Source organism: Streptosporangium sp. CA-115845, from assembly GCF_050943795.1.
Classification (GTDB): domain Bacteria; phylum Actinomycetota; class Actinomycetes; order Streptosporangiales; family Streptosporangiaceae; genus Streptosporangium.
Window position 1 is genome coordinate 2,965,544 of record NZ_CP191988.1, and the last position, 21,978, is coordinate 2,987,521.

Genomic DNA, 21,978 nt, shown 5'->3' on the forward strand with positions numbered 1-21,978 from the left:
GGCCGTCGCGGGGAGGCGGAGGTCGTCTCCGGTGGCCCTCCCGAGGTCCGGGGCTCAGGCCGGCCCTCCGGCGGGGGCGTCGGGAAGATCCGGCGGGGCGGTGGGAAAAGGTGCGGAAAGACGTCGAGGCCCGGACACCGTGCGGTGTCCGGGCCCCTCGTGTGGCGTCAGCCGTGGCGGATCAGTGGGTCAGGGACTTGTCGTCTCCACCCTGGCCGACCGCCGTGTGCTCCTCGTGGCCCTCACCGTGGCCGTGGCCGTCGTCGAGCGGGATCTTCTCGCCGCCGTAGGCCGCGCTCATCTTGGTGCGGAGCTTGCCGAGCGGACCGCGCGTCGCCCTGGACGGGATGCCGTCGTCGTCTCCACCGCCGCCCCCGGTGATGACCGGGACCGGCTCCTTGCCCCGCATGTGGGCCTCGATGGCCTCGTTGGGCGGGACGTGGACCTCGATGTACTCGCCGTGCGGCAGTCGCTTGATCACACCGGACTCCACGCCGTGGCCGATGATGGCCGCGTCGGCGCGCTGCAGGCCCAGGCAGACCCGGTAGGTGACGTAGTAGGCGAGCGCGGGACCGGCGAAGATCAGAACCCGGCCGACGTAGGTCGTCCAGTTCAGCGACACCTGGAAGAACGCGGCGATCTCGTCGTTGGCGCCGAGCAGCCACAGGACCCCGTAGAAGGTCATCGCGGAGATGCCGATCGAGGTGCGGTGCGGGTTGTTGCGGGGACGGTCCACGACGTGGTGCTCGCGGCGGTCTCCGGTGACCCACTGCTCGATGAACGGGTACAGCGCCAGCCCCGTCATGATGATGCCCATCGGCACCAGCGCCGGGATCAGCACGCTCATCGGCAGTGTGAAGCCCAGGACGTTGATCTCCCAGGCGGGCATCAGACGGAGCGAACCCTCCAGGAAGCCCATGTAGAAGTCGGGCTGAGAGCCCGCCGAGATGTCGGCCGGGGTGTAGGGACCGTACAGCCAGATCGGGTTGATCTGGGCGAAGGTGCCCAGCAGCGCGATGACGCCGAAGGTGAACATGAAGTAGGCGCCGGCCTTGACCATGAAGGCCGGGTAGAACGGCGCGCCCACCACGTTCTCGTTGGTGCGGCCCTTGCCCGGCATCTGCGTGTGCTTCTGGACCCACATCAGGATCATGTGAGCCGAGATGAGCGCCAGCAGGATGCCCGGGATGAGCAGGATGTGCAGCGAGTAGAACCGGGAGACGACGTCCACGCCCGGGTACTCGCCGCCGAAGAGGAAGAAGGTGATCCAGGTGCCGACCAGCGGCAGCGAGATCGCCACACCCTCGGTGATCCGCAGACCGGCGCCGGAGAGCAGGTCGTCGGGGAGGGAGTAGCCGGTCAGTCCCGCGGCCAGCGCCAGCGTCAGCAGCAGCACGCCGATCAGCCAGTTCAGCTCGCGCGGCTTGCGGTAGGCGCCGGTGAAGAACACCCGCAGCGCGTGCACCATCATGCCGCCGATGAACAGCAGGGCGGCCCAGTGGTGCATCTGCCGCATCAGCAGGCCGCCGCGCACGTCGAAGCTGATCTCCAGCGACGACGCGTACGCCTCGGACATCCCGACGCCGTACAGCGGACCGTAGGAGCCCAGGTACTCCGTGTGGGCCATGCTGGGCTTGAAGAAGAACGTCAGGAACGTGCCGGTCAGCAGCAGGACGATGAACGAGTAGAGCGCGATCTCACCGAGCAGGAACGACCAGTGGTCGGGGAAGATCTTCCGCAGGTTCCGCCGCAGGAAGTTCCCCGCCCCGATGCGGTCGTCGATGAAGCCGCTCGCGCCCGCGATGGGCTTGGGAACGGTCTGGGTGCTCATGATTGGGCTCCCTTCTTGGCCTCGGCCTCACGGAACTCGGCCTCGGCGTCGCCACGTTCCCAGAAGCTGGGCCCGACGGGGACGGGGAAGTCCGCCGTCGCCACGAGGTATCCCTCGTCGTCCACGTCGATCGGCAGCTGGGGAAGAGGCCGGGCCGCCGGACCGAAGACGACCTTGGCGCCGTCGGCGGCGTCGAAGGTCGACTGGTGACACGGGCACAGGATGTGGTGCGTGGTCTGCTCGTACAGGGCCGCGGGGCAGCCGACGTGCGTGCAGATCTTGGAGTACGCCACGATCCCGTCGTGGGTCCAGTTCAGGTTCGTCCCGGACTTGAGCTCCTCGGGGCGGAACTTGATCAGGATCAGGGTGGCCTTGGCCAGCTCGTTCAGGTCGTGCTCGTATCCCTCGGGCACCACGGAGAGGATGCCGCCGGGGGAGTTGAAGTCGGCCGCCCGGATGGGCGCGCCGCTGCCCTCGACGAGGAGCTTGCGGAGCTTGCCCTCCTTGGTCTTGTCACCCCAGACGGTGTGCCGCAGCTTGGCGGGGAAGTCCTTGTAGCTCGGGCCGAGGTCGCGCAGCAGGACCAGCGGGGCCAGGCCGAGCGGGGCGGCGGCCATCAGCAGGGTGCGGCGCAGCAGCGGGCGCTTGGTGATGCCGCTCTCGGCCGCGCCCTGCATGAAGGTCTCACCGACGTAGGACCGGGTCTCGGTGTCGGAGGCCATCGGGTGGCGCTCCTGGACCAGGTTGTACTTGGGCATGACCATGCGGACCCAGGTCACCATGCCCGCGGCCAGCCCGAGCAGGGCCAGCGTGAGCGTGCCGCCCAGCGCGAGGTTGGAGACCTGCGTCTTCTCGATGTCGCCGACCTGGAAGACGACGTACGACACCACGAAGCCGATGCCGGCCAGGAAGGCGACGAGGAAGCAGAGGGCGGCGTACCTCTCGCCCTTCTTCGCGGTCGCCTCGTCCTGCGGGGTCACGCCGGGAACCTGGACGACCTCGGTCGACGGGTGCTCCTCGGTGCCGAGCAGGGAGGTGCTCGCCGCAGGTGGGGGGGTGCCGATGACGCGCCTTGGCACGCGTTCCTCCGGCTGTTCGATGCCGTGATTGTTCTCAGTCATTTGGCCTGTCGCCTCTTCGCGGTGATCCAGATGGCGGCCAGGGAGAGGAGGCTGAGTCCGACGACCCAGGCCACCAGACCCTCGGTGACCGGGCCGATGCGGCCCAGACCGGCGCCGCCCGGGTTGGGCTCCTCACGCACGCCCACGATGTAGGCGATCATGTCCCGCTTCTGCTCGGGAGTGATGATGCTGTCGTTGAACACCGGCATCGCCTGGGGGCCGGTGACCATGGCCTCGTAGATCTGCTTCTCGGTGGCCTCGTGGAGCGGCGGGGCGTACTTGCCCTGGGTCAGGGCGCCGCCGGAGCCGACGAAGTTGTGGCACTGGATGCAGTTCGCACGGAACAGCTCGCCGCCCTTGGCCTTGTCGCCCTTGGAGGCGTCGACCTGCTCGGCGCTCGGCACGGCCGGACCGCCGCCGAGTGACTGGATGTAGGCGCCGAGCTGCCGGATGGTGTCCTCGTTGACCCACGGCGCCGGGGGCTTGCGAGGTGCCTGCGCGCCGGGGTTGGCCATGGGCATGCGGCCGCTGCTGACCTGGAAGTCCACCGAGGCGGCGCCGACGCCGATCAGGGTCGGACCCGAGGCGGTGCCCTCGGCGTTGAGCCCGTGGCAGCTGGAGCAGCTCTGCTCGAAGAGCTTCTTGCCCTCGGCCACGTCGTCGGCCCTGCCGGACGCGACGGCGGCGTCGGCCTGCTGGCTGGAGGAGGCCGTCAGGGCAACGGTGTAGACCCCGCCGATCAAGGCCAGGGCCATGAGCAGGACGGCGTATCTCGCGAGGGGATGCCGCCGCCCAGCGGTGATCCTATTCACAGAGATCCCCGATTCCTTATTGAATTCCATAGATGGTTACGAAAAGGCCGATCCAGACCACGTCGACGAAGTGCCAGTAGTAGGACACGACGATCGCGCTGGTCGCCTGCTCACGGGTGAAGCGCTTCGCGGCGTACGTGCGTCCCAGCATGAAGAGGAACGCGATCAGTCCACCGGTCACGTGGAGGCCGTGAAAGCCCGTGGTCAGGTAGAACACCGAGTCGTACGCGGTGTGCGACAGGGTGTGTCCTTCGTGGACCAGCTCGTTGTACTCGTACAGCTGGCCGGCCACGAACACGGAGCCCATCAGGAAGCTGATGACGTACCAGAAACGCAGCTTGGCGACCTGGCCCTTCTCAGCCGCCCACACGCCCAGCTGGCAGGTCACACTCGACAGGACCAGGATGGTCGTGTTGGCCAGGGCGAAGGGGACGTTCAGGTGGGCCTCCGGCCAGGGCATTCCCTGGCTGAGGCTCACCGACCGGATGGTGAAGTACATCGCGAACAGCGCCGCGAAGAACATGAGCTCGGAGGACAGCCAGACAATCGTCCCGACGCTGACCAGATCGGGTCTGCGGGACGAGTGTGCTGTCGTCGTCGTTGAAATTGCGGATGCTGTCGCCACGGGCAGCATTATTGCGGCTCTCCTGCTCGGGTCGCCGCACGACCCCCCGATAGGGGGTGCATACGTCCCTAAAAAGGGGACGTATGGGGCAATTTGCTCAGCTGTGGCTCCGGCCTGGGTCTCCAGGCCGGCTGACCGGTAGCATCCCAGGTGACCATACATCGACGAGGGATAGTGAGCGCGACCGTGAGCACCGACGACAAGATGAGGGTCCTCGTCTACAGCGACGACGCGAGCACCCGCGAGAAGGTGCGGCAGGCACTCGGCCGCCGCCCCGCCGCCGACGTGCCCCTCGTGGAGATCGTGGAGTGCGCCACCCACGCCAAGGTCGTTCAGCACTTCGACTCCGGTGAGATCGACGTCGCCGTGCTCGACGCCGAGGCCAAGCCCGCAGGGGGCATGGGGGTGGCCCGTCAGGCCAAGGACGAGGTCCACGACTGCCCGCCGATCTGCCTGCTGATCGCCCGCCGCGACGACCGCTGGCTGGCCGAGTGGTCGCGCGCCGAGGCCGTCGTGCCGCAGCCGATCGACCCGGTCGTCCTCGCGGAGACCGTCGCCGACCTGATGCGCCGCCGCCTGTCCACTCGTCTGACCGCCCGGTAAAACCTCCTGGAGAACCGCATGGACGTGCGCACCACCTGGCCGGCGCTGTTGTCCGCCCTGCTCGCGGGCGAGCACCTGACGGCTGACGAGACCGCCTGGGCGATGAAGCAGATCATGTCCGGCTCCGCCACCCCCGCCCAGATCGCGGGCTTCGCGGTGGCGCTGCGGGCGAAGGGCGAGACCGTCGCGGAGGTGACCGGCCTGGCGCGCACGATGCTGGAGCTGGCCACCCCGCTGTCGGTCGAGGGGCCCGTCGTCGACGTCGTCGGCACCGGCGGTGACCGGGCGCACACGGTCAACGTCTCCACCATGGCCGCGATCGTGGCCGCCGCGGCGGGGGCCAGGGTCGTCAAGCACGGCAACCGGGCCGCCTCCTCCTCATGCGGCGCCGCCGACGTCCTGGAACACCTGGGGATCGTGCTCGACCTGCCTCCCGCGGACACCGCCAGGGTCGCGGCGGAGGCCGGCATCGCCTTCTGCTTCGCGCCGGTCTACCACCCGGCGTTCCGCTTCGCGGGACCGCCGCGCAAGGAACTCGGCGTGCCCACCGTCTTCAACTTCCTGGGACCACTGACCAACCCGGCCAGGCCCGCCGCCCAGGCGATCGGCATCTTCGACGCGGGCATGCTCCCCGTCGTCGCGGGCGTCTTCGCCGAGCGCGGGGCCTCCGCCCTGGTCTTCCGGGGCGACGACGGGTTGGACGAGCTCACCATCGCCACGACCTCCTCGGTCTGGGTGGTGCGCGAGGGCGGCGCCGAGCAGACCGTCTTCGACCCGGCGGTCCTCGACATCCCCAGGGCGGCGCCCGACGCGCTGCGCGGCGGAGACGTGGCGTTCAACGCCAGGGCCGTGCACGACCTGGTCGGCGGCAAGACCGGCCCGGTCCGCGACGCGGCGTTGCTGAACGCCGCGGCCGCGCTGGTCGCCCTCGACGGTGCCGGCGGCGACCTGAACGCCGCGATGGCCACGGGCTACGAGCGCGCCACGCGGGCCGTCGACTCCGGTGCCGCCGGCGAGACCCTCGACCGCTGGATCGCGGTCAGCCGGTCGTCGAAGCCGTCCTGAGCCGTACGGGCCGTTACCGGTGAGCGCGCTTTGGTGAGCGCGCTCCCGAGCGGCCCACGCCCTACGAGATGAGCCTGCTCTCTCGCGGGAGTTCTCGCCTCGTCACCAGGGGCCAGGTCCAGGGCCACGGGCCGTCGTCGTGTGCCCTCCTGACGGTGTCGCCGGATCTTGCCGGGTGCCGGAAGGCCCTGTCCAAGGAGCGGTCCCGGCACCGCCGGGCCGTCCCAGGGCCGTTCCAGGGCCGTTCAGGGCCGTTCAGGGCCGTTCCAGGGCCGGATGTCTCCGACCCCGGGGGGATGGGAGATCCACCCGAGAGCGGATGTGTCACCTCGGCGTGCCGTTCTAGGTTGCGACCATGTGGCGTGCTGACCCCCTGACCGAGCAGATGTTCCCCGTCCTGCTGGCGTCCCTGGTGCTCGGACTGTGCGTGGCCGTCGTGAGCCTGGTGTGGGATCGCCGGCTCCTGCTGCTGAGGCTCAAGTCCGCGGAGGACAGGTTCGTCGGTCAGCAGGAGGAACTGGTCCGCGCCCAGTTCGCCGAGAGGCGGGTGCGCATCGCCCGTGAGCTGAACGACGTGGTCGCGCACGGTGTCAGCATGATGACGCTCGGCGTGGGCGCCGGGCGGATGATCATGGACAAGGATCCCGACCGAGCCAGGCGGACCTTGCGGGTGGCCGAGGAGTCGGGGCGTCAGGCGCTCGTCGAGCTCCAGCGCACCCTGTCACTCCTCGATCTCGACGGCTCCTCGGCGGGCAGGACGCCCCAGCCCAGGCTGTCCGACCTGCGGGACCTGTTCACCGAGGCCCGTGCGGCGGGCCTGGGCGTGGACCTGGTCGAGGACGGCAGGCCCGCCGAGGTCGCGCTCACCCTCGAACTGGTGGCCTACCGCATCGTCCAGGAGGCGCTCGCCAACACCCTGCGACACGCCGGCGCCCGCTCGGCCCGCGTCACGCTGCGCTGGCGGCCGGGCTTCCTCGACGTGCTGGTACGGGATGACGGCCAGGCCGACCCCGCGGCGACCGCGGGGCACGGCCTGTTCGGCATGCGGGAGCGGGCCGCCCTGTTCGGCGGGACGCTGGCGGCCGGGATCCTGCCCGGAGGGGGGTTCGAGGTGCGGGCGCGGCTGCCCATCTCGGGTGAGGCGGCCCCGGACGCCGCCCGCAAGGGGATGGGAGACGTCACCGACCTCGAACCGACCCGCCCTCTCCTCCGTCCCGCCGGTGCGGGTCAGTCGGACTCGCCGAGGCCGATCGAGAAGGCGGCGTCCAGATCGTGCCGGGAGTAGGCGCGGAAGGCGATGTTGGTCTCGGTGTGCAGCACCCCCGCCACCTTGTTGATCCGGCCGGGGATGACCTCGGCGATCTCCTCGTAGGCGGTGACGCGGACCATGGCCATCAGATCGTACTCCCCGGTTATGGAGTAGACCTCGCTCACCCCGTCGATCTCGGCGATCGTCTGGGCGACCTCGGGGATCCGGTCCACCTCGGCGTTGATGTGAACGATCGCGGTGACCACGAGCTTCCTCCTCGTTGAGTGTTGCCTGCCGTCTTTGACGCTATCAGCGCAGCGGACGGCCCTCGCGCGCCCGGCGTGGCTCGGCCGTCTGGTAGGCGCGGTCGATGCGGGCCTTGAGCCGGCCGGCACCCGAGACCGGCAGGCTCCAGGTGCCCTCCACCTGCACCAGCCGCACCCCCGGGGACTCCAGCCAGCGCAGGACACACTCGGTCTCCTCGGCGCTGGCGGCGTGGACCGGCCCGGGGCCGGGCGGCACCGTCTCGGCGGTGGCCGTCAGCGCCTCGACGAACGGGGTGGGGTGGGCGCCCTTGGGCATCACCCCCGCCGAGGCGAGCCGTCCGTACCGGATGACATGGATCTCCCAACGGCCGCCCGCCACGGGGGCGGCCGCGACCATCTGGGAGATGGCGGTCAGCGACCGCAGCCGCTGCATGCGGGCCGAGGTGCGGACGTAGCAGGCGAGCCGGTCGCGGTCGGCCGCGGCCTCCTCGTAGCGCTGGTCGAGGGCCAGGCGCTCCATCCTGGCCTCCATGGCGGAGAAGACCTCGGCCGCGTCCAGCTCCAGCGCCCGGCGCGCCGCCACGACGTGCACCGCGTACTCGTCGGGGGTCTCGCGCCCCTCACACGGTGCGCCGCACCTGCCGATCTCGGCGAGCGCGCAGGCGGAGCGCCTGGTACGCGGAGTGATCCGCTCGGTGCACTGCCGCAGCGGGATCGTCTCGTGCAACGTGGTGCGGGCGTCCTCGGCGGCGCGGGTGCTGGTGAACGGGCCCAGGTAGGACGCCTCGTCGTCCTTGACCTCGCGGACCACCGACAGGCGGGGGAAGAGCTCGTCGGTCAGCTTGAGCCAGAACATCTTCTCCGGGTGGCGCGACCTGCGGTTGTAACGGGGCTTGGCCGAGCCGATCAGCCTGAGTTCCCTGACCTCCGCCTCCAGCGGGGTCGCGCAGGCGATGGATCTGACCCGCGCGGCGATGCCGATCATCTCGCGGACGCGGGGCCGGGTCTCGCTCGCGGTGAAGTAACCGCGCACGCGGTTGCGCAGGTTGGTGCTCTTACCGACGTAGAGCGGGTCGCCGCCGGAGTCCTCGAAGACGTAGACGCCGGGTCCCGTCGGCACCGAGTCGGCCAGGTGCCGCTTGCGGCGCTGCTCGGGGGTGGGTGCGCGGACGAAGCCCTTGAGCTCCTCCAGCGTCTGCACCCCGAAGGAGCCGGCCCGCTCCAGCAGGGCGTGCAGCACGTCGACCGTGGCCCGAGCGTCGGCGAGCGCCCGATGGCAGGGCTCGGTGTGGCTGAAGATCGCGGCCAGCGTGGACAGCTTGCAGTTGGGCGCCTCGTCGCGGGTCAGCAGCTTGCGGGCCAGGTCGACGGTGTCGACCACCTGGTGGGCGGGCGGCGGATACCCGTGCGCCGCGCAGGCCGCCCTGATGAACCCCAGGTCGAACCCGGCGTTGTGCGCCACCAGGGTGGAGCCCGCGGCGAACTCCAGGAAGGACGGCAGCACCGACTCGATCCGCGGCGCCGCCACGACCATGCCGTCGGTGATGCCGGTCAGCACCGAGATGAACGGCGGGATCGGTGAACCGGGGTCGACCAGGGTGCCGAACTCACCGAGCACCTCACCGCCCCTGACCTTGACCGCGCCGATCTCGGTGATCGCGTGCTCGCCCGCCGAGACGCCGGTGGTCTCCAGGTCGAACACGACGAAGGTGATCTGGCTGAGCGGGGTGCCCAGCTCGTCGAGTGTTCCCTGCACGGCGTAGTTCACGATTCACGACCATAGAAGCCCCGACCGACATTCACCGCACCGGGTTCTTTCGGCGCCGGACGCCCAGAACACCCGTGGTCCGCGCGGGGGAAAGGCGTCAGCTCCAGTAGCTCCCGTCCAGCATCCGTTCGAGGGCGGCCCGGTGCAGCACCAGGTCGTCGGGGTCGGCCGGCATGGGCTGCTCGCCGAAGTGGATGCGGCGGTGCCAGACGCGGGCCATGATGACGCCGTGCCTGAGCGCGGCGTACATCTCGTAGAACTCCATGTCGCGTGGCTTGTATCCCGTTATTTCGTGATACGTCTTGCATACGTCCTCGCGTCGCATGAAGTCGGGCAGGCCGGGCAGTTCCATGATCTCGGCGATCTCCTGGAAGAACCGGTGCAGGAAGATCATCCAGGCGATGTCCAGCTCGCGGGGGGCGATCGCGGCCATCTCCCAGTCCAGCACCGCCACCGGGGTGAAGTCGCGGTACATCACGTTCCCGATGCGGGCGTCGCCCCAGCTCAGCACGTCGGGTCCCGGATCGTTCGGCCAGTGCTCCCGCAGCCAGTCGAACGCCCGCTCCAGCAGCGGGATGCGCATCGAGCCGTGTGCCCACTCGTAGTAGGACCGCTGGTCGTCGACGTGCCTGCGCAGCGCGGACTCGCCCGTCCCCGCGATCTCCAGCGGGCGCAGCTCCGCCGCGGTGAACGGGGCGTCGTGCAGTCTGGCCAGGATCTCGACGCTCTGCCGCTGCAGCCGCATCCGGTCGGCGGGGGAGGCGTCCAGCAGCCAGCCCTCGAAGGTGTAGGGCGGGACGTCCGGCGGCACGTCACCGGTGAGCCGCTCCATCACGAAGAACGGGGTGCCCATCGGTGCGGGGTCGGGCTCGTACCACAGGGTCCGCGGCGCGAGCACGCCGGCGCGCTCCCTGGCCATCCGCATGACCTCGAACTGCCTGCCGAGGTCGTAGCTCGGGAAGACCGGCACGGCCTCGCTCGCCGGGGCCATCCGGGCGACGCAGCCGACCTCCCGCCTGCCCTCCGCCGCCGTCCAGGAGGCGTCGAAGAGCAGGGTCTCGCTGGACATGCCGTTGCCCGAGGGCGCCGACAGCCGGGAGAGCGTGACGGGGGATCCCACCCTGCCGGAGAGCCACGAGCGCATCCGTTCGTGTAACTCATCGAGGTCGCGGGTGGATGTCCGCATATCCTCGGCTTGCCGGCGCTGCTGATCCATCGCGCTCTCCCGGGTGGCGTACGTCACAAGGCGATCCGCACAGTCGTAACCTAAGAGCAAGCGCTTGTCCATCAGACTCTCCCGAGGGGACCGTCGCCTTCAGGCGACGGGGGAATCGGGAGCGGGAGGGCCGTCAAGGCCCGAGCGTGTAGTGACCCGACAGGTCCGCGCATTCCGCGTCGCCTCTTTCTGAAATTCGATACGGTGAGAACAAAGGTTCGAGCCAGGGGGGTGGTGTGGTGCGTAGGTCCTATAAGTTCCCGTTGCGCCCCACCGCCCGCCAGGTCGCCTGGCTGGCCGCGTGCCTGGATGATCACCGCGTCCTGTACAACGCCGCGCTGGAGCACCGCCGCACCGCCTACCGCAAGGCGGGCGTGAGCGTCCGCTACGGTGACCAGTCGGCCGATCTCAAGTACATCCGCGCCGATGACGCGGACGGTCAGGGCCGCTGGTCGTTCTCCTCCCAGCAGGCCACCCTGCGCCGCCTGGACAAGGCGTTCGCCGCGTTCTTCGCCCGCGTCAAGGCCGGGCGCACACCGGGCTTCCCGCGTTTCAAGGGCAAGGGGTGGTTCGACACGGTGGAGTGGCCCAAGGACGGCGACGGCTGCCGGTGGGATTCCCAGCCCGAGCATCCGAGTGCGACGTTCGTCCGGTTGCAGGGCATCGGGCATGTCCGCGTCCACCGGCACCGCCCCGTACACGGCACCGTCAAGACGATCAGTGCGAAACGGGAAGGCACCCGCTGGTACGTGATCCTGTCGTGCGACGACGTGCCCGCTGAGACCCTGCCCGCCACCGGCGCGGTCGTCGGGATCGACATGGGAGTGGCATCGCTGGTCACCACCAGCGACGGCGAGCACCTGGACAACCCGCGCCACCTGGCCGCGTCCGCCGACCGCCTCGCGGCCGCGCAACAAGACCTCGCCCGCACCCAGCGCGGCTCCAAGCGCCGCCGCAAGGCCGTCGCCCGCGTCGCCGCCCTGCACGCCAAGGTCCGCCGCCGGCGTCTCGACGGTGCTCACAAGGCCGCCCTGCACCTGGTTCGCGATTACGACGTCATCGCCCACGAGGACCTGCGGATCACGAACATGACCCGCTCGGCGTCCGGCACCGTGGAGGCTCCCGGCCGCAACGTCGCCGCCAAGTCCGGCCTCAATCGCAGCATTCTGGACGCGGGTTGGGGGGTGTTCCTGCGTATCCTCGCGGACAAGGCTGAAAGTGCCGGTCGAGAGCTGATCGCGGTGAACCCCGCCAATACTTCCCGCACCTGTGCCCGCTGTGGGCACTGTGCGAAGGAGAACCGCCTCAGCCAAGCCGGGTTCCGCTGTCAGCGGTGTGCTCATGTGGCGCATGCCGATGTGAACGCGGCGATCAACATTCTGAGGGCAGGGCTTGCCCTTCGTGAGGCTGCGCAAGCGGCCTAGCGAGAAGCCGCTCCCTTCAGGGAGCGGAGGAGTCACAAAGAGTTCACGGCCGGGTCGGCTGCCGTCCGCCTTACGGTCAGGTCGGGGTCAGGGTGCGGTAGCCGTACCCTTGACGTGAAGACCGATCCGAGTAGGGGCCGTGATGAGTTCAGCCGGAGAGGGCCTGTCTCGTCCGTTACCCGAGCAGGTTCGCTTGCACGTCGTGGAACTGGCGTCCCAGATCCTCGGCTCGATGCCCGCCGCCTCGGTGCCGCCGCCGCTGAAGGGGATCGCCAAATTCGATCCCCGCAAGCGCGCCAGGCTGGGTGGCGCGCCCATCGCCGCGCAACTGGAGACCGACAAGAAGTTTCGCGAGCTGGTCGCGGAGACGCTGACCGCGGGCTGGCCGGAGCTGGTCGCGAGTCTCGCCGAGGGCGCGGTCCCGCCGGCCGCCGAGCCCGTCATGGTGGCCGCCGCCGCCTACCTGACCCGCCCGCCCGGCTGGGCGGCCATGGTGGAGGCGGCCCGCGAGGACCTGGAGCGGTCGGTCGCCGTCGCCGAGGGCTCCGCGCAGGAGCAGACGCTCTCCCGGCTGCGTGAGCAGTTGGCCGGCCAGAAGAGCGCGGCCAAGGAGGAGTCCGAACGGCTGCGCGAGCAGCTCAAGGCCTCACGCTCGGAGGTCTCCGACCTGCGCCGCAGGCTGCACGAGGCCCGGGAGCGGGCCAAGGCGGCCGAGGCGCGTGCCGCCGACGCCTGGGAGGCGGCGGAGGAGGCGAAGGCCGCCGCGGTCTCGGCGGGGAGCAGCGTGGAGAGCGAGCTGCGCCGTCTGCGCGAGCGGCTGGCCGACGCCGAGCGTCAGCTGGAGTCGACGCGCAGGGCGGCCCGTGAGGGCCGCAGCGTGGAGGACACCAAGGTCCGCATGCTGCTCGACGCCCTGCAGGACGCCGCCGCGGGGCTCCGCAGGGAGCTCGCCCTGCCCTCCGGCATCCACCGTCCCGCCGACTCGGTGGCCTCGGTGGCGCCGGGCAGGCAGGGGGTCCAGGCGGTTCCCGCGCGGGCGCTCGCCGACGACGACCCCGCCCTGCTCGACCAGCTGCTCGCGCTGCCGCAGATCCACCTGATCGTCGACGGCTACAACGTGACCAAGACCGGTTACGGTACGTTCACCCTCGCCGACCAGCGCAATCGCCTCCTCACCGGCCTCGGCGCGCTCTACGCGCAGACCCGCACCGAGCTGACCTGTGTTTTCGACGGCGCCGAGTTGAACGGGCCGGTCCCGGTCTCGGCACCCAGGGGGGTGCGGGTGATGTTCAGCGCCCCCGGGCAGATCGCCGACGACCTGATCCGCCAGCTGGTCCGCGCCGAGCCCACGGGACGCGCGGTCGCGGTGGTCTCCTCGGATCGGGAGGTGGCCGAGTCGGTCCGCAGGATGGGCGCCCGGCCGGTCCCCTCGCTGCTTCTTCTCAGACGTCTGGGGCGGGCGTGAACCTTTCCCGGTGATGGCGCATCGAACTACCGGAAGGTATTTCGATCTCCCCAGGGGCACTCGATGAAGAAGATCATAACGCTCGCCGTCGTCGTTCTGGCCATCGGGGCGACCGTTGCCACACCCGCCGCCGCGGCTGCGGTGGCCGGCATTCCCAAGGGCTTCCTGCTGTACGAGAAGGACGCCGCGAAGAAGGACAACGACCCCGAGACCAACTGGACGGTCAGCAACTCGGCGAAGGCCCGGCTGGCCGTCGACCCGTGTGACAAGGCCGCGCCGGCCGCGACCGGCAGGACGGCCGCGCGGACGGTGACCTTCACCGGCGTCCCGGATTTCCTGAAGGTCGAACAGGTGATCCTGTACCGCTCGAAGGCCGCCGCCGCCGGAGCCGTGGCCCGGCTGCGCTCCGCCCTGACCACCTGTGGTTCCAACACCAACGCGGGCTCCACCTACCGTTACGTCTCCTCGCGCCTGACCGGGCTCGGAGACGAGGCGCTGAGGATCTCCGGGCAGGTCTACTACGGCGGGAAGGCCGGCGTGGGCGGTGAGCGCGGCGTGCTGGTCAGGAAGGGCAACGCGGTCCTGGTCTACCTCTGGGGCGGCGAGTACTCCAAGCCGGCGAAGAGCGACTGGACCAGGCAGCTGAGCGACGCCAGGAAGATGACCGCGAAGATCTGCGATATCGCCGCCTGCTGACGCTCCCCCGGGAGACCGGGACTGCTACCTGCAGCTATAGGGCTGAACACAGGAAAAGGTGATCTAAACCTTACTTGTTCTGTACTATTCGCCGCAGGTCTGTGCAGTCTGGAGGCGTTGACGTGACCGTGGCGGGTATGCCGGTTGGACTCATGCGGATACCGGTGGCGGCCGGGCTCGCCCTCGCGCTGCTGATGGTGCCGGTGAGCGGGGCCTCCGCGGAGCCGAAGCCGACACTCGCCCAGGCCAAGAAGAAACTGGAGAAGCTCAACGAGCAGGCCGACCAGATCGTCGAGAAGTACAACCAGGCCTCGGAGAAGTGGAAGCGGGCCAGGAAGAAGTACGCGACGCTGAACGGCGAGCTCGCCCGGCAGAGCGAGCAGGTCGCCGGGCTGCGCAAGGAGCTCGTCGCGATGGCGGTCAGCACCTACCAGTTCGGCGCGGTCAACAGCTGGGAAGGCATGATCTACCAGGCCGACCCCGGCGCGCTGCTGAGCGGCCTGGCCTCGGTCGACCAGATGTCGGCTTCCCGGGCCCAGTCGCTGAGCGCCTTCGACGAGGCCACCAAGGCGCTGCGGCTCAACAGGAATCTGGCCAAGGGCGCGCTGAGCGAGGCCGACGAGACGCGCGACGAACTGGCCAGGGAGAAGGCCAAGGCCGACAAGATGGTCAGGGCTCAGACGAAGCTCCTGCGCGAACTCAACGTTTTCAAGACGGGCAACCCCGAGAGCACCGGGATCCAGTACAGCGGCCCCGCCTCGGGCAACGCCCGCGCCGCCCTGCAGTTCGCCTTCGCGCAGGTCGGCAAGCCCTACCAGTACGGCGGCACGGGGCCCGGCGGCTGGGACTGCTCGGGCCTCCTCCAGGCCGCCTGGCGCAGGGGGGGAGTCAGCCTCCCCCGTACCACCTGGGAGCAGTGGAGCTGGGGCACCAGCCGCAAGGTCTCGCTGAACGACCTCCAGCCGGGCGACCTCATCTTCAGTGAGGGCCTGGGCCACGTCAGCATGTACGCGGGCAATGGCCAGATCGTGCACGCCCCGCAGACCGGCGACGTCGTCAAGGTCGTCCCGCTCTCGGCCTACGGCCGTCGCCTCGTCGGAGCCGTCCGCCCCTGAGGAGCGGAGGCCCGCCCTCCGGTGGTAAAACCTGGTGCGCCGTCGGCGACGGCGCTGATCCGTGCTCCGCGGCGGGAGAGGGCACCCTCGCGGCTTCAACCATGAATTACGGCAAATGTGATGAACATTACAGAAATTGCGATTTGTCGGGTGTGATTCCGAGGGTGTGACGAGGATCATATCTTAATAGCATAAATGGCCATTAAGCAGGGGTAACGGGAAGATCACGAAGGCTTATTGATCTTCTTGTTTGGCGAATGCTTTGCCGAAGGTTGGAGATCGGGGTAACTTCTGGCCTCGCGACGTGCAAGCCATGCCGTCGCGGTGAATGTCGGTCTTCGGGCCGGTGTCCCTATAGAAATCCAGCCGGCCGCCGTTCCCCTGCCGGGGACGGACCTCATCACGGCGGCCCGCCGAATCCATGCAGCCAGGAGGCATGGAACCGGGGACCCAAAAGGCCCGATACAGCGTGGCCGGGGGTGAATCAGCGCATTTGCGCCGTAGGGCATCTTCCAAGCCCGAACCCGTCAGCTAACCCGGTAGGCATCAGTGGAAGCACCAAGGAGAAATCCTGTCTACCACCCCGTGTAACACCCGTCTGTCGCGCCTTTTCCGCCTTTCCCTCGGCGGCATCGCCCTCACCCTGACCGCCTCAGCCGGAGCGGTCACCCTGGGGTCGACGGCGGCGAGGGCGACGACGGACAGTACCCCTGAGATCCTGGTCAACACCGCGGCCGGAGTCTCCGAGCAGGCCGAGGGCACGAAGAGAACCGTGCACAAGGCCAAGGCCGATACCAAGGTCAAGACCAGGATGAGCAGGGCGGCCCTGCAGAAGGTCCGGGCTCGCAAGGCCGTCTCGGCGGCCAGGCGGCAGGTCGGCGATCCGTACCGGTGGGGTGCCTCCGGTCCCGGCGCGTTCGACTGCTCGGGGCTCGTCAAATACGCCTGGCGCAAGGCGGGCGTGTCCATCCCCCGGATCACGCACAGCCAGTTCCGGGCGATCAGGAAGAAGGTCTCGTGGAGCCACCTGCGCCCCGGTGACCTGATGTTCTTCAGTGGAAAGGGCCACGTCGGCATGTACGTCGGCAAGGGCAGGATGGTCCACTCGCCGAGCAGCGGCAAGACGGTCCGGATCGTGAAGCTGGAGGGGTACTACAGGTCCTCCTTCGCCGGAGCGGTCCGGCCCGGAGCCTGAGCCCGGGCAGGGACGCCGGCCCCGTTCCTCACATGTGCGGGGACGGGGCCGCTCCGTTTCCGGCGGAGGCCGCGAGCGCGTGGCCGGCGGCCCGGGCCGGTGCGGATCCACGCTTCCGGCAAGGAACGTCACGATGCCGGTCGAGTAGCATCGACTCGTTATGTCCGTCCCGAAGGGGCGCCGCACCGTGCTCGCCGGGATGCTGGCGCTGATGAGCGTGGGCCCGTCGGCCGGGACGGGACCTCTCCTGGCCGGAGCCGGGCCGCTCCCGCGCACTCCCCGAGAGCTCCCCGACCACCCCCTGCCGCACGACCCTCGCCGCGACGCCGGAGAACTCCCCGCCGGCCTTCGCGACCTGTGGCCCGGTGCCGCCGTCGTCGTCCGGGGCGAGCACTCCCTCGTGATCGGCCACCACGTCGCGCCCGCCGTCCTGCGGGACCTGGCCGCCGGGGCCGACCGGGCCCGCCGCGCGGTCGCGGCGATCTGGGGGCCGGTCCGAGCGGTGATCCTGTTCCCCGCCACCGATGCCGAGGCCGCGGCACTCGCCGGAGCGGAGAGCACCCGGGGCCTGGCCGCGATGGCGGCCGCGGACCGGGTGATCGTCCTGCCCTCGGGCTACGCGAGGCTCAGCACGACCGGCAGGGACGTGGTGATCACGCACGAGCTCGTGCACGTGGCCACCGGCGCGACCCGTGGCGGCCGGGTGCCGATGTGGCTGTCGGAGGGCTTCGCCGACTACGTGGGCTACCGCGATGCCGGGATCCCGGTGCGGACGGCCGCCGCCGAGCTGGTCGCCGAGGTACGCGCCGGAGTCCTGCCCGCCCGTCTCCCCGGTCCCGCCGACTTCGCCCCCGGCGCCCCGCGGCTCGCGCAGGCGTACGAGGAGGCCTGGCTCGCCTGCCGGTTCATCGCGGAGCGCTTCGGCGAGAAGGCCCTGGTGAGGCTCTACGGTGGCGATGTCACCGGCACGCTCGGCCTGTCGCCCGCCCAACTCACCGTGGCGTGGCGTGACTACCTCGGAAAGGAACTCGCCTGACATCCTTGTGTCCTTTCCCGGTCCAGGCCTCACCTGGCGGATCTCGCCGCGGCGAGGAGCGGTCGGCGGGTGCCTCGCAAGGCACGGGAGGGAGCCGCGGCGTGCCGCGGTGACCGGTGACGACTCGGCGAGGCGCCGTCCGGCCGACCGCGGCAGGCAGAAGATCCAAAGGACGGGGCCCAGGGTTCGGGCTCCACGCTGGAGGTGTTTGATGACGCTGAGCACGACGGACGCGCCCTCGGGGGTGCGGCCGGCGGGGTGGGCGCTGGCCGCGCTGGGGGTGGTCACGCTGGCGGTCGTGGCGTTCACCACGCCCTGGCAGGAGCTGCCCGAGGGGGCCCCGGCGGTCGTCCCCGATCCGGCCCGCGACTTCACGGCCGAGCAGATCGCCAGGTCCGAGGCGTTCGACAAGCTGGTCAGCGTACCGGGTTACCTCTCCCTGGGCCTGACGCTGGTGGTGGCGGGGGTGCTGGTGGGCACCCCGCTGGGCGCGCGGCTCGTCGGCCGGCTGCGGGGGCCGTGGTGGTTGCGGGCGCTGCTCGGCGTGCTGGCGCTGTCGGTGGCCGTCGCGATGCTGCGCTGGCCGCTGGGGATGTGGTCGGAGACCTACCTGCGCGACTTCGGGCTGTCCACCCAGACCTGGCCGGCCTGGACCGCCGACCGGATCAAGAGCATCGGTGTCGGCACCGCGCTGACCGCGATCATGGTTCTGGCGGTGGTCGCGCTGGCGCGGCGCTACCGGCGCTGGTGGATCCCGGCGGCGGCCGGCGCGTTCGCGCTGACCGTGGCGGCCTCCTTCGCCTATCCGGTGCTCATTGAGCCGATCTTCAATGACTTCAGGCCGATGGAGGCCGGACAACTCCGCGACGACCTGCTCGCCATGGCCGCCAGGGACGGTGTGCCGGTGGAGGACGTGCTCGTCGCCGACGCCTCCCGGCGGACCACCGCGCTCAACGCCTACGTCTCCGGATTCGGCGCGACCCGCAGGATCGTCGTCTACGACACGCTGCTCCGGGCGCCCGCCGACGAGGTCGAGCTGGTGGTCGCGCACGAGCTCGGTCACGCCAAGGCGGGCGACGTGCTCTCCGGTACGCTCGTCGGAGCTCTGGGCGCGGCGTTCGGGGCGGTCCTGCTCTACCTGGTGACCTCGGCGGGGGCCGTGCGGCGCCGCGCGGGGATCTCCTCCATCGGCGACCCGAGGGCGGTGGGCCTGGTCATGGGGTTGCTCAGTCTGGCCGCGGTGCTGTCAGGACCGGCACAGAACCTGGTCAGCCGGCACATCGAGGCTCGTGCGGACGTCCACGCGCTGGACCTGACCAGGGATCCGGCGACGTTCGTCGCCATGCAGAAACGGCTGGCGGTCACCAACATCTCGGATCTGTCGCCCGACCTCGTGGAGTACGTGCTCTACGCCTCGCATCCCACCGCGCCGCAGCGCATCGCGCTGGCGCGATCCTGGGCCCGGCTGAACGGTCTCTCCGAGCCATGAGGCGCACGCTGGTGGTCACGAACGACTTCCCGCCCCGCGCCGGGGGGATCCAGTCGTTCGTGTACGGTCTCATCGCCCGCCGCCCGCCCGGCTCGGTCGTCGTCTACGCCCCCCAGTGGCCCGGCAGCGAGGACTTCGACCTGCGGCAGCCCTACCCCGTGGTGCGGCACCCCACCTCGCTGATGCTGCCCACCCCCGCCGTCGCCCGCCGGGCGGCCGCACTGATCGCCGAGTTCGGCTGCGAGACCGTGGTCTTCGGGGCGGCGGCACCGCTCGGGCTGCTCGCGCCCAGGATGCGTGAGGCCGGGGTCCGCCGCGTCGTCATGGTCACCCACGGCCACGAGGCGGGCTGGACGGCGCTCCCGATCGGCCGCCAGGTGCTCGCCAGGATCGGCGCGCACGCCGACGTGGTCACCTACCTGGGGGAGTACACCCGGCAGCGGCTGGCCAGGGTGATACCCGAGGACAAGCTGGTGCGGCTCGCGCCCGGCGTCGACACCGAGGTGTTCGCGCCCGAGGCCGGGAGAGAGCAGGCGCGCGCGGCGCTCGGACTGGGAGAGCGGCCGGTGGTGCTCTGCCTGTCCAGGCTGGTGCCGCGCAAGGGCCAGGACACGCTGCTGCGAGCCTGGCCCGGCGTGCTGCGGGACGTTCCCGACGCGATGCTCCTGATCGTCGGAGGTGGCCCGTACCGCAGGACCCTGGAGCGGCTGGCCAGGCCGATGGGCGGCTCGGTCCAGATCACCGGCCCCGTGCCGGAGACCGCGCTGCCCGGCTACCTGGCAGCGGGCGACGTGTTCGCCATGCCGTGCCGTACCCGCCTGGGCGGTGTCGACGTGGAGGGGCTCGGCATCGTCTATCTGGAGGCGTCCGCCAGCGGGCTGCCCGTGGTGGCGGGCTCCTCGGGCGGCGCCCCCGACGCCGTGCTACGCGGGCAGACCGGCCTGGTCGTCGACGGCACCCGTCCGGACGAGGTCACGGCGACCCTGGTCGACCTGCTCAAGGACCCTGCCGGGGCACGTGCCATGGGTGAACGCGGGCGCGAGTGGGTCGCGCGCGAGTGGAGCTGGGATCTCGCCGCCTCCCGCTTCGCCCGCGTTCTGGAGTCCGTGGAGACCCCTGACTAGCCGTAGAGGGACTCGACCTGCTTGGCGAAGTCGCGCATCACGACGGCGCGCTTGACCTTGAGGGTCGGGGTGAGGTGTCCGCTCTCCTCGCTGATGTCGACGTCGAGCACCGTGAACTTCTTGATCTGCTCGGCCCTGGAGACGAATGTGTTGGCGTTGTCCACGGCCTTCTGCACCTCGGCGACGATGGCCGGGTCGGAGCTGAGGGTGGCGAGGTCCGCGTCCGTCCTGCCGTTGGCGGCCTTCCACTGCTCCAGAGCCTCGACGTCGAGCGTGATGAGCGCCGCGATGAACGGCCTGTCGTCGCCGACCACCATCGCCTGGCTGATCAGCGGGTGGGCGCGGATGTGGTCCTCCATCGGGGCCGGGGCGACGTTCTTGCCCGCGGCGGTGACGAGGATCTCCTTCTGGCGGCCGGTGATGCGCAGGTAGCCGTCCCCGTCCAGTTCGCCGATGTCGCCGGTGTGGAACCAGCCGTCCTTGTCGATCGCCACGGTAGTGGCCTCGTCGTTGTTCCAGTAGCCCTCGAAGACATGGCGGCCCTTGACGAGCACCTCGCCGTGCTCGCCGATGCCGATGGTGACGCCGGGGAACGGCTTGCCGACAGTGCCGATCTTGTTGGCCCCCGGCAGGTTGACCGAGGAGGGCGCCGAGGTCTCGGTGAGGCCCCAGCCCTCAAGCACCTCGATGCCCACGCCGCGGAAGAAGTGGCCGAGCCGCTCGCCCAGGGCGGAGCCGCCGGACACGGCCGCAGTCAGCCTGCCGCCGGTCGCGGCGCGCAGTTTGCCGTAGACGAGCCTGTCGAACAGGGCGTGCTTGAGCCTCAGGCCCAGCCCCGCGCCGCCGGTGGACTCCGCCCTGCTCCAGGCGACGGCGGTCTCCGCCGCGGCGTGGAAGATCTTCCCCTTGCCGTCGGCGGTGGCCTTCTGCTCGGCGGCGTTGTAGACCTTCTCGAACACGCGGGGCACGCCCAGCAGGAACGTGGGCTTGAAAGCCTGCAGGTCGGGGCCGACGTTCTTCATGTTGGGGGTGTGCGCGAGGACCGTGCCGGTCTCGATCAGCACGATCTCGATGATGCGGGCGAAGACGTGCGCGAGCGGCAGGAAGAGCAGCGCCGCCCTGTCGTCCACGGTGAAGAGGCGCTCCAGCGGGCCGTCCGCGACGTTCCTGGCGGTGAACAGCAGGTTGTCATGGGTCAGCCGGCAGCCCTTGGGCCTGCCGGTGGTGCCCGAGGTGTAGACGATGGTGGCCAGGTCGGCGATGCCGCGGCTGGACCTGCGCTCGGCGAGCGTGTCGTCGCCGACCTCGGCGCCGAGCGCGGTCAGCTCGTCCAGGGCGCCGCCCTCGATGCGCCAGACGTTCTTGAGGCCGGACAGCTCCGAGACGCTCTCGCGGACCGTCTCCTCATTCGAGTCCAGCTCGACGAAGACGGCCTTCGCGCCGCTGTCGGAGATGATCCAGGAGGCCTGGTCGGCCGAGGAGGACTCGTAGATCGGCACGCTGACCGCGCCGGCGGCCCAGATCGCGTAGTCGATCACGGTCCACTCGTAGCGGGTGCGCGACATCAGCGCCACCCGGTCGCCGGGTTCGACGCCGGCCGAGATCAGGCCCTTGGCCACTCCCGCGACCTGGTCGCGGAACTCGCGGGCGGTGACGGCGGCCCAGTCGTCGCCGACCTTGCGGCGCAGGGCGACGGCGCCCGGCTCCTCTTCGGCACGCCGGAACACCGTGTCGGTCAGGTTGGCGGAGGCGGGGACATCCACCAGCACGGGGACGCTGTACTCGCGCACGGATCACTCCTGGAGACGCACGGATCGATGGGCTGCCTGGAAGCTATCGCGATAAGTTACGCATGAGTAAATTCGTCACCCAGGCGTT

The 21,978-nt window shown here is 70.2% G+C and carries 19 protein-coding genes and 1 riboswitch; of the genes, 11 read left to right on the forward strand and 8 right to left on the reverse strand.

The annotated features are described in order from the left end of the window. Positions 1-181: 181 nt before the first annotated feature. From qcrB to ctaE, 4 genes are read right to left on the reverse strand one after another with little or no spacing between them, the layout of a single operon-like run. On the reverse strand, positions 182-1,831 hold the full coding sequence (gene qcrB, locus ACQP0P_RS15675; RefSeq protein ID WP_433376846.1) for a cytochrome bc1 complex cytochrome b subunit: 1,650 nt from the start codon (positions 1,829-1,831) through the stop codon (positions 182-184). Further along, a complete protein-coding gene (qcrA, locus tag ACQP0P_RS15680) occupies positions 1,828-2,952 on the reverse strand; it encodes a cytochrome bc1 complex Rieske iron-sulfur subunit (RefSeq protein ID WP_433376849.1) in 1,125 nt (374 codons plus the stop codon). The genes qcrB and qcrA overlap by 4 nt, the downstream gene beginning before the upstream one ends. Next, positions 2,949-3,764: a cytochrome bc1 complex diheme cytochrome c subunit gene (gene qcrC, locus ACQP0P_RS15685; protein WP_433376852.1), complete on the reverse strand. Its 816-nt coding sequence runs from the start codon at positions 3,762-3,764 to the stop codon at positions 2,949-2,951. Before qcrC ends, qcrA begins: the two co-directional genes overlap by 4 nt. A gap of 16 nt (positions 3,765-3,780) precedes the next feature. Then, entirely contained in the window at positions 3,781-4,398 is a 618-nt protein-coding gene (ctaE, locus tag ACQP0P_RS15690; protein ID WP_433376854.1) for an aa3-type cytochrome oxidase subunit III, read from the reverse strand. 195 nt (positions 4,399-4,593) lie between these two features. Here ctaE and ACQP0P_RS15695 point away from each other — a divergent pair, with 195 nt between their 5' ends. The 3 genes from ACQP0P_RS15695 (at position 4,594) to ACQP0P_RS15705 (ending at position 7,342) form a co-directional block, all read left to right on the forward strand. Then, entirely contained in the window at positions 4,594-4,992 is a 399-nt protein-coding gene (locus ACQP0P_RS15695; protein ID WP_350930325.1) for a hypothetical protein, read from the forward strand. 18 nt (positions 4,993-5,010) lie between these two features. Next, on the forward strand, positions 5,011-6,057 hold the full coding sequence (gene trpD, locus ACQP0P_RS15700) for an anthranilate phosphoribosyltransferase (RefSeq protein ID WP_433376857.1): 1,047 nt from the start codon (positions 5,011-5,013) through the stop codon (positions 6,055-6,057). Between the two features lie 355 nt (positions 6,058-6,412). After that, on the forward strand, positions 6,413-7,342 hold the full coding sequence (locus ACQP0P_RS15705; protein ID WP_433376860.1) for a sensor histidine kinase: 930 nt from the start codon (positions 6,413-6,415) through the stop codon (positions 7,340-7,342). Here ACQP0P_RS15705 and ACQP0P_RS15710 read toward each other — a convergent pair. From ACQP0P_RS15710 to ACQP0P_RS15720, 3 genes are all read right to left on the reverse strand, one after another. Next, positions 7,285-7,572, reverse strand: coding sequence for an Lrp/AsnC family transcriptional regulator (locus ACQP0P_RS15710; protein WP_030910213.1), 288 nt, complete (start codon positions 7,570-7,572; stop codon positions 7,285-7,287). The genes ACQP0P_RS15705 and ACQP0P_RS15710 overlap by 58 nt on opposite strands. A gap of 43 nt (positions 7,573-7,615) precedes the next feature. Continuing rightward, the gene (locus ACQP0P_RS15715; RefSeq protein WP_433376864.1) at positions 7,616-9,340 is read right to left on the reverse strand and encodes a DEDD exonuclease domain-containing protein; all 1,725 of its coding nucleotides are present in this window, start codon (positions 9,338-9,340) and stop codon (positions 7,616-7,618) included. A gap of 97 nt (positions 9,341-9,437) precedes the next feature. Then, positions 9,438-10,556: a phosphotransferase family protein gene (locus ACQP0P_RS15720; RefSeq protein ID WP_433376867.1), complete on the reverse strand. Its 1,119-nt coding sequence runs from the start codon at positions 10,554-10,556 to the stop codon at positions 9,438-9,440. A 239-nt stretch (positions 10,557-10,795) separates the two neighbouring features. Between ACQP0P_RS15720 and ACQP0P_RS15725 the strand changes: the two genes are divergently transcribed. The 8 genes from ACQP0P_RS15725 (at position 10,796) to ACQP0P_RS15760 (ending at position 20,100) form a co-directional block, all read left to right on the forward strand. Then, complete coding sequence (locus tag ACQP0P_RS15725) at positions 10,796-11,980, forward strand: RNA-guided endonuclease InsQ/TnpB family protein (RefSeq protein WP_433376869.1); 1,185 nt, start codon at positions 10,796-10,798, stop codon at positions 11,978-11,980. A gap of 202 nt (positions 11,981-12,182) precedes the next feature. Next, the gene (locus ACQP0P_RS15730) at positions 12,183-13,445 is read left to right on the forward strand and encodes an NYN domain-containing protein (RefSeq protein WP_433376872.1); all 1,263 of its coding nucleotides are present in this window, start codon (positions 12,183-12,185) and stop codon (positions 13,443-13,445) included. 63 nt (positions 13,446-13,508) lie between these two features. After that, positions 13,509-14,141 carry a hypothetical protein gene (locus tag ACQP0P_RS15735; protein WP_433376875.1) on the forward strand — a complete coding sequence of 211 codons (633 nt, stop codon included), beginning with the start codon at positions 13,509-13,511 and terminating at the stop codon, positions 14,139-14,141. Between the two features lie 137 nt (positions 14,142-14,278). Continuing rightward, complete coding sequence (locus ACQP0P_RS15740; RefSeq protein WP_433376878.1) at positions 14,279-15,256, forward strand: NlpC/P60 family protein; 978 nt, start codon at positions 14,279-14,281, stop codon at positions 15,254-15,256. A gap of 401 nt (positions 15,257-15,657) precedes the next feature. Further along, positions 15,658-15,817, forward strand: a riboswitch (cyclic di-AMP (ydaO/yuaA leader). Positions 15,818-16,028: 211 nt separating this feature from the next. Then, positions 16,029-16,451: a C40 family peptidase gene (locus ACQP0P_RS15745; protein ID WP_433376881.1), complete on the forward strand. Its 423-nt coding sequence runs from the start codon at positions 16,029-16,031 to the stop codon at positions 16,449-16,451. 160 nt (positions 16,452-16,611) lie between these two features. Continuing rightward, positions 16,612-17,487 (forward strand): hypothetical protein, encoded by an 876-nt coding sequence (locus ACQP0P_RS15750; RefSeq protein ID WP_433376884.1) that lies wholly within the window; start codon positions 16,612-16,614, stop codon positions 17,485-17,487. Between the two features lie 211 nt (positions 17,488-17,698). After that, positions 17,699-18,976 carry a M48 family metallopeptidase gene (locus ACQP0P_RS15755; RefSeq protein ID WP_433376886.1) on the forward strand — a complete coding sequence of 426 codons (1,278 nt, stop codon included), beginning with the start codon at positions 17,699-17,701 and terminating at the stop codon, positions 18,974-18,976. Next, the gene (locus ACQP0P_RS15760; protein WP_433376889.1) at positions 18,973-20,100 is read left to right on the forward strand and encodes a glycosyltransferase family 4 protein; all 1,128 of its coding nucleotides are present in this window, start codon (positions 18,973-18,975) and stop codon (positions 20,098-20,100) included. Before ACQP0P_RS15755 ends, ACQP0P_RS15760 begins: the two co-directional genes overlap by 4 nt. On the opposite strand, the gene ACQP0P_RS15765 is transcribed toward ACQP0P_RS15760, so the two are convergent. Continuing rightward, positions 20,097-21,890: an AMP-dependent synthetase/ligase gene (locus ACQP0P_RS15765; protein ID WP_433376891.1), complete on the reverse strand. Its 1,794-nt coding sequence runs from the start codon at positions 21,888-21,890 to the stop codon at positions 20,097-20,099. The two genes, ACQP0P_RS15760 and ACQP0P_RS15765, sit on opposite strands and share 4 nt — an antisense overlap. Positions 21,891-21,978 lie beyond the last annotated feature (88 nt).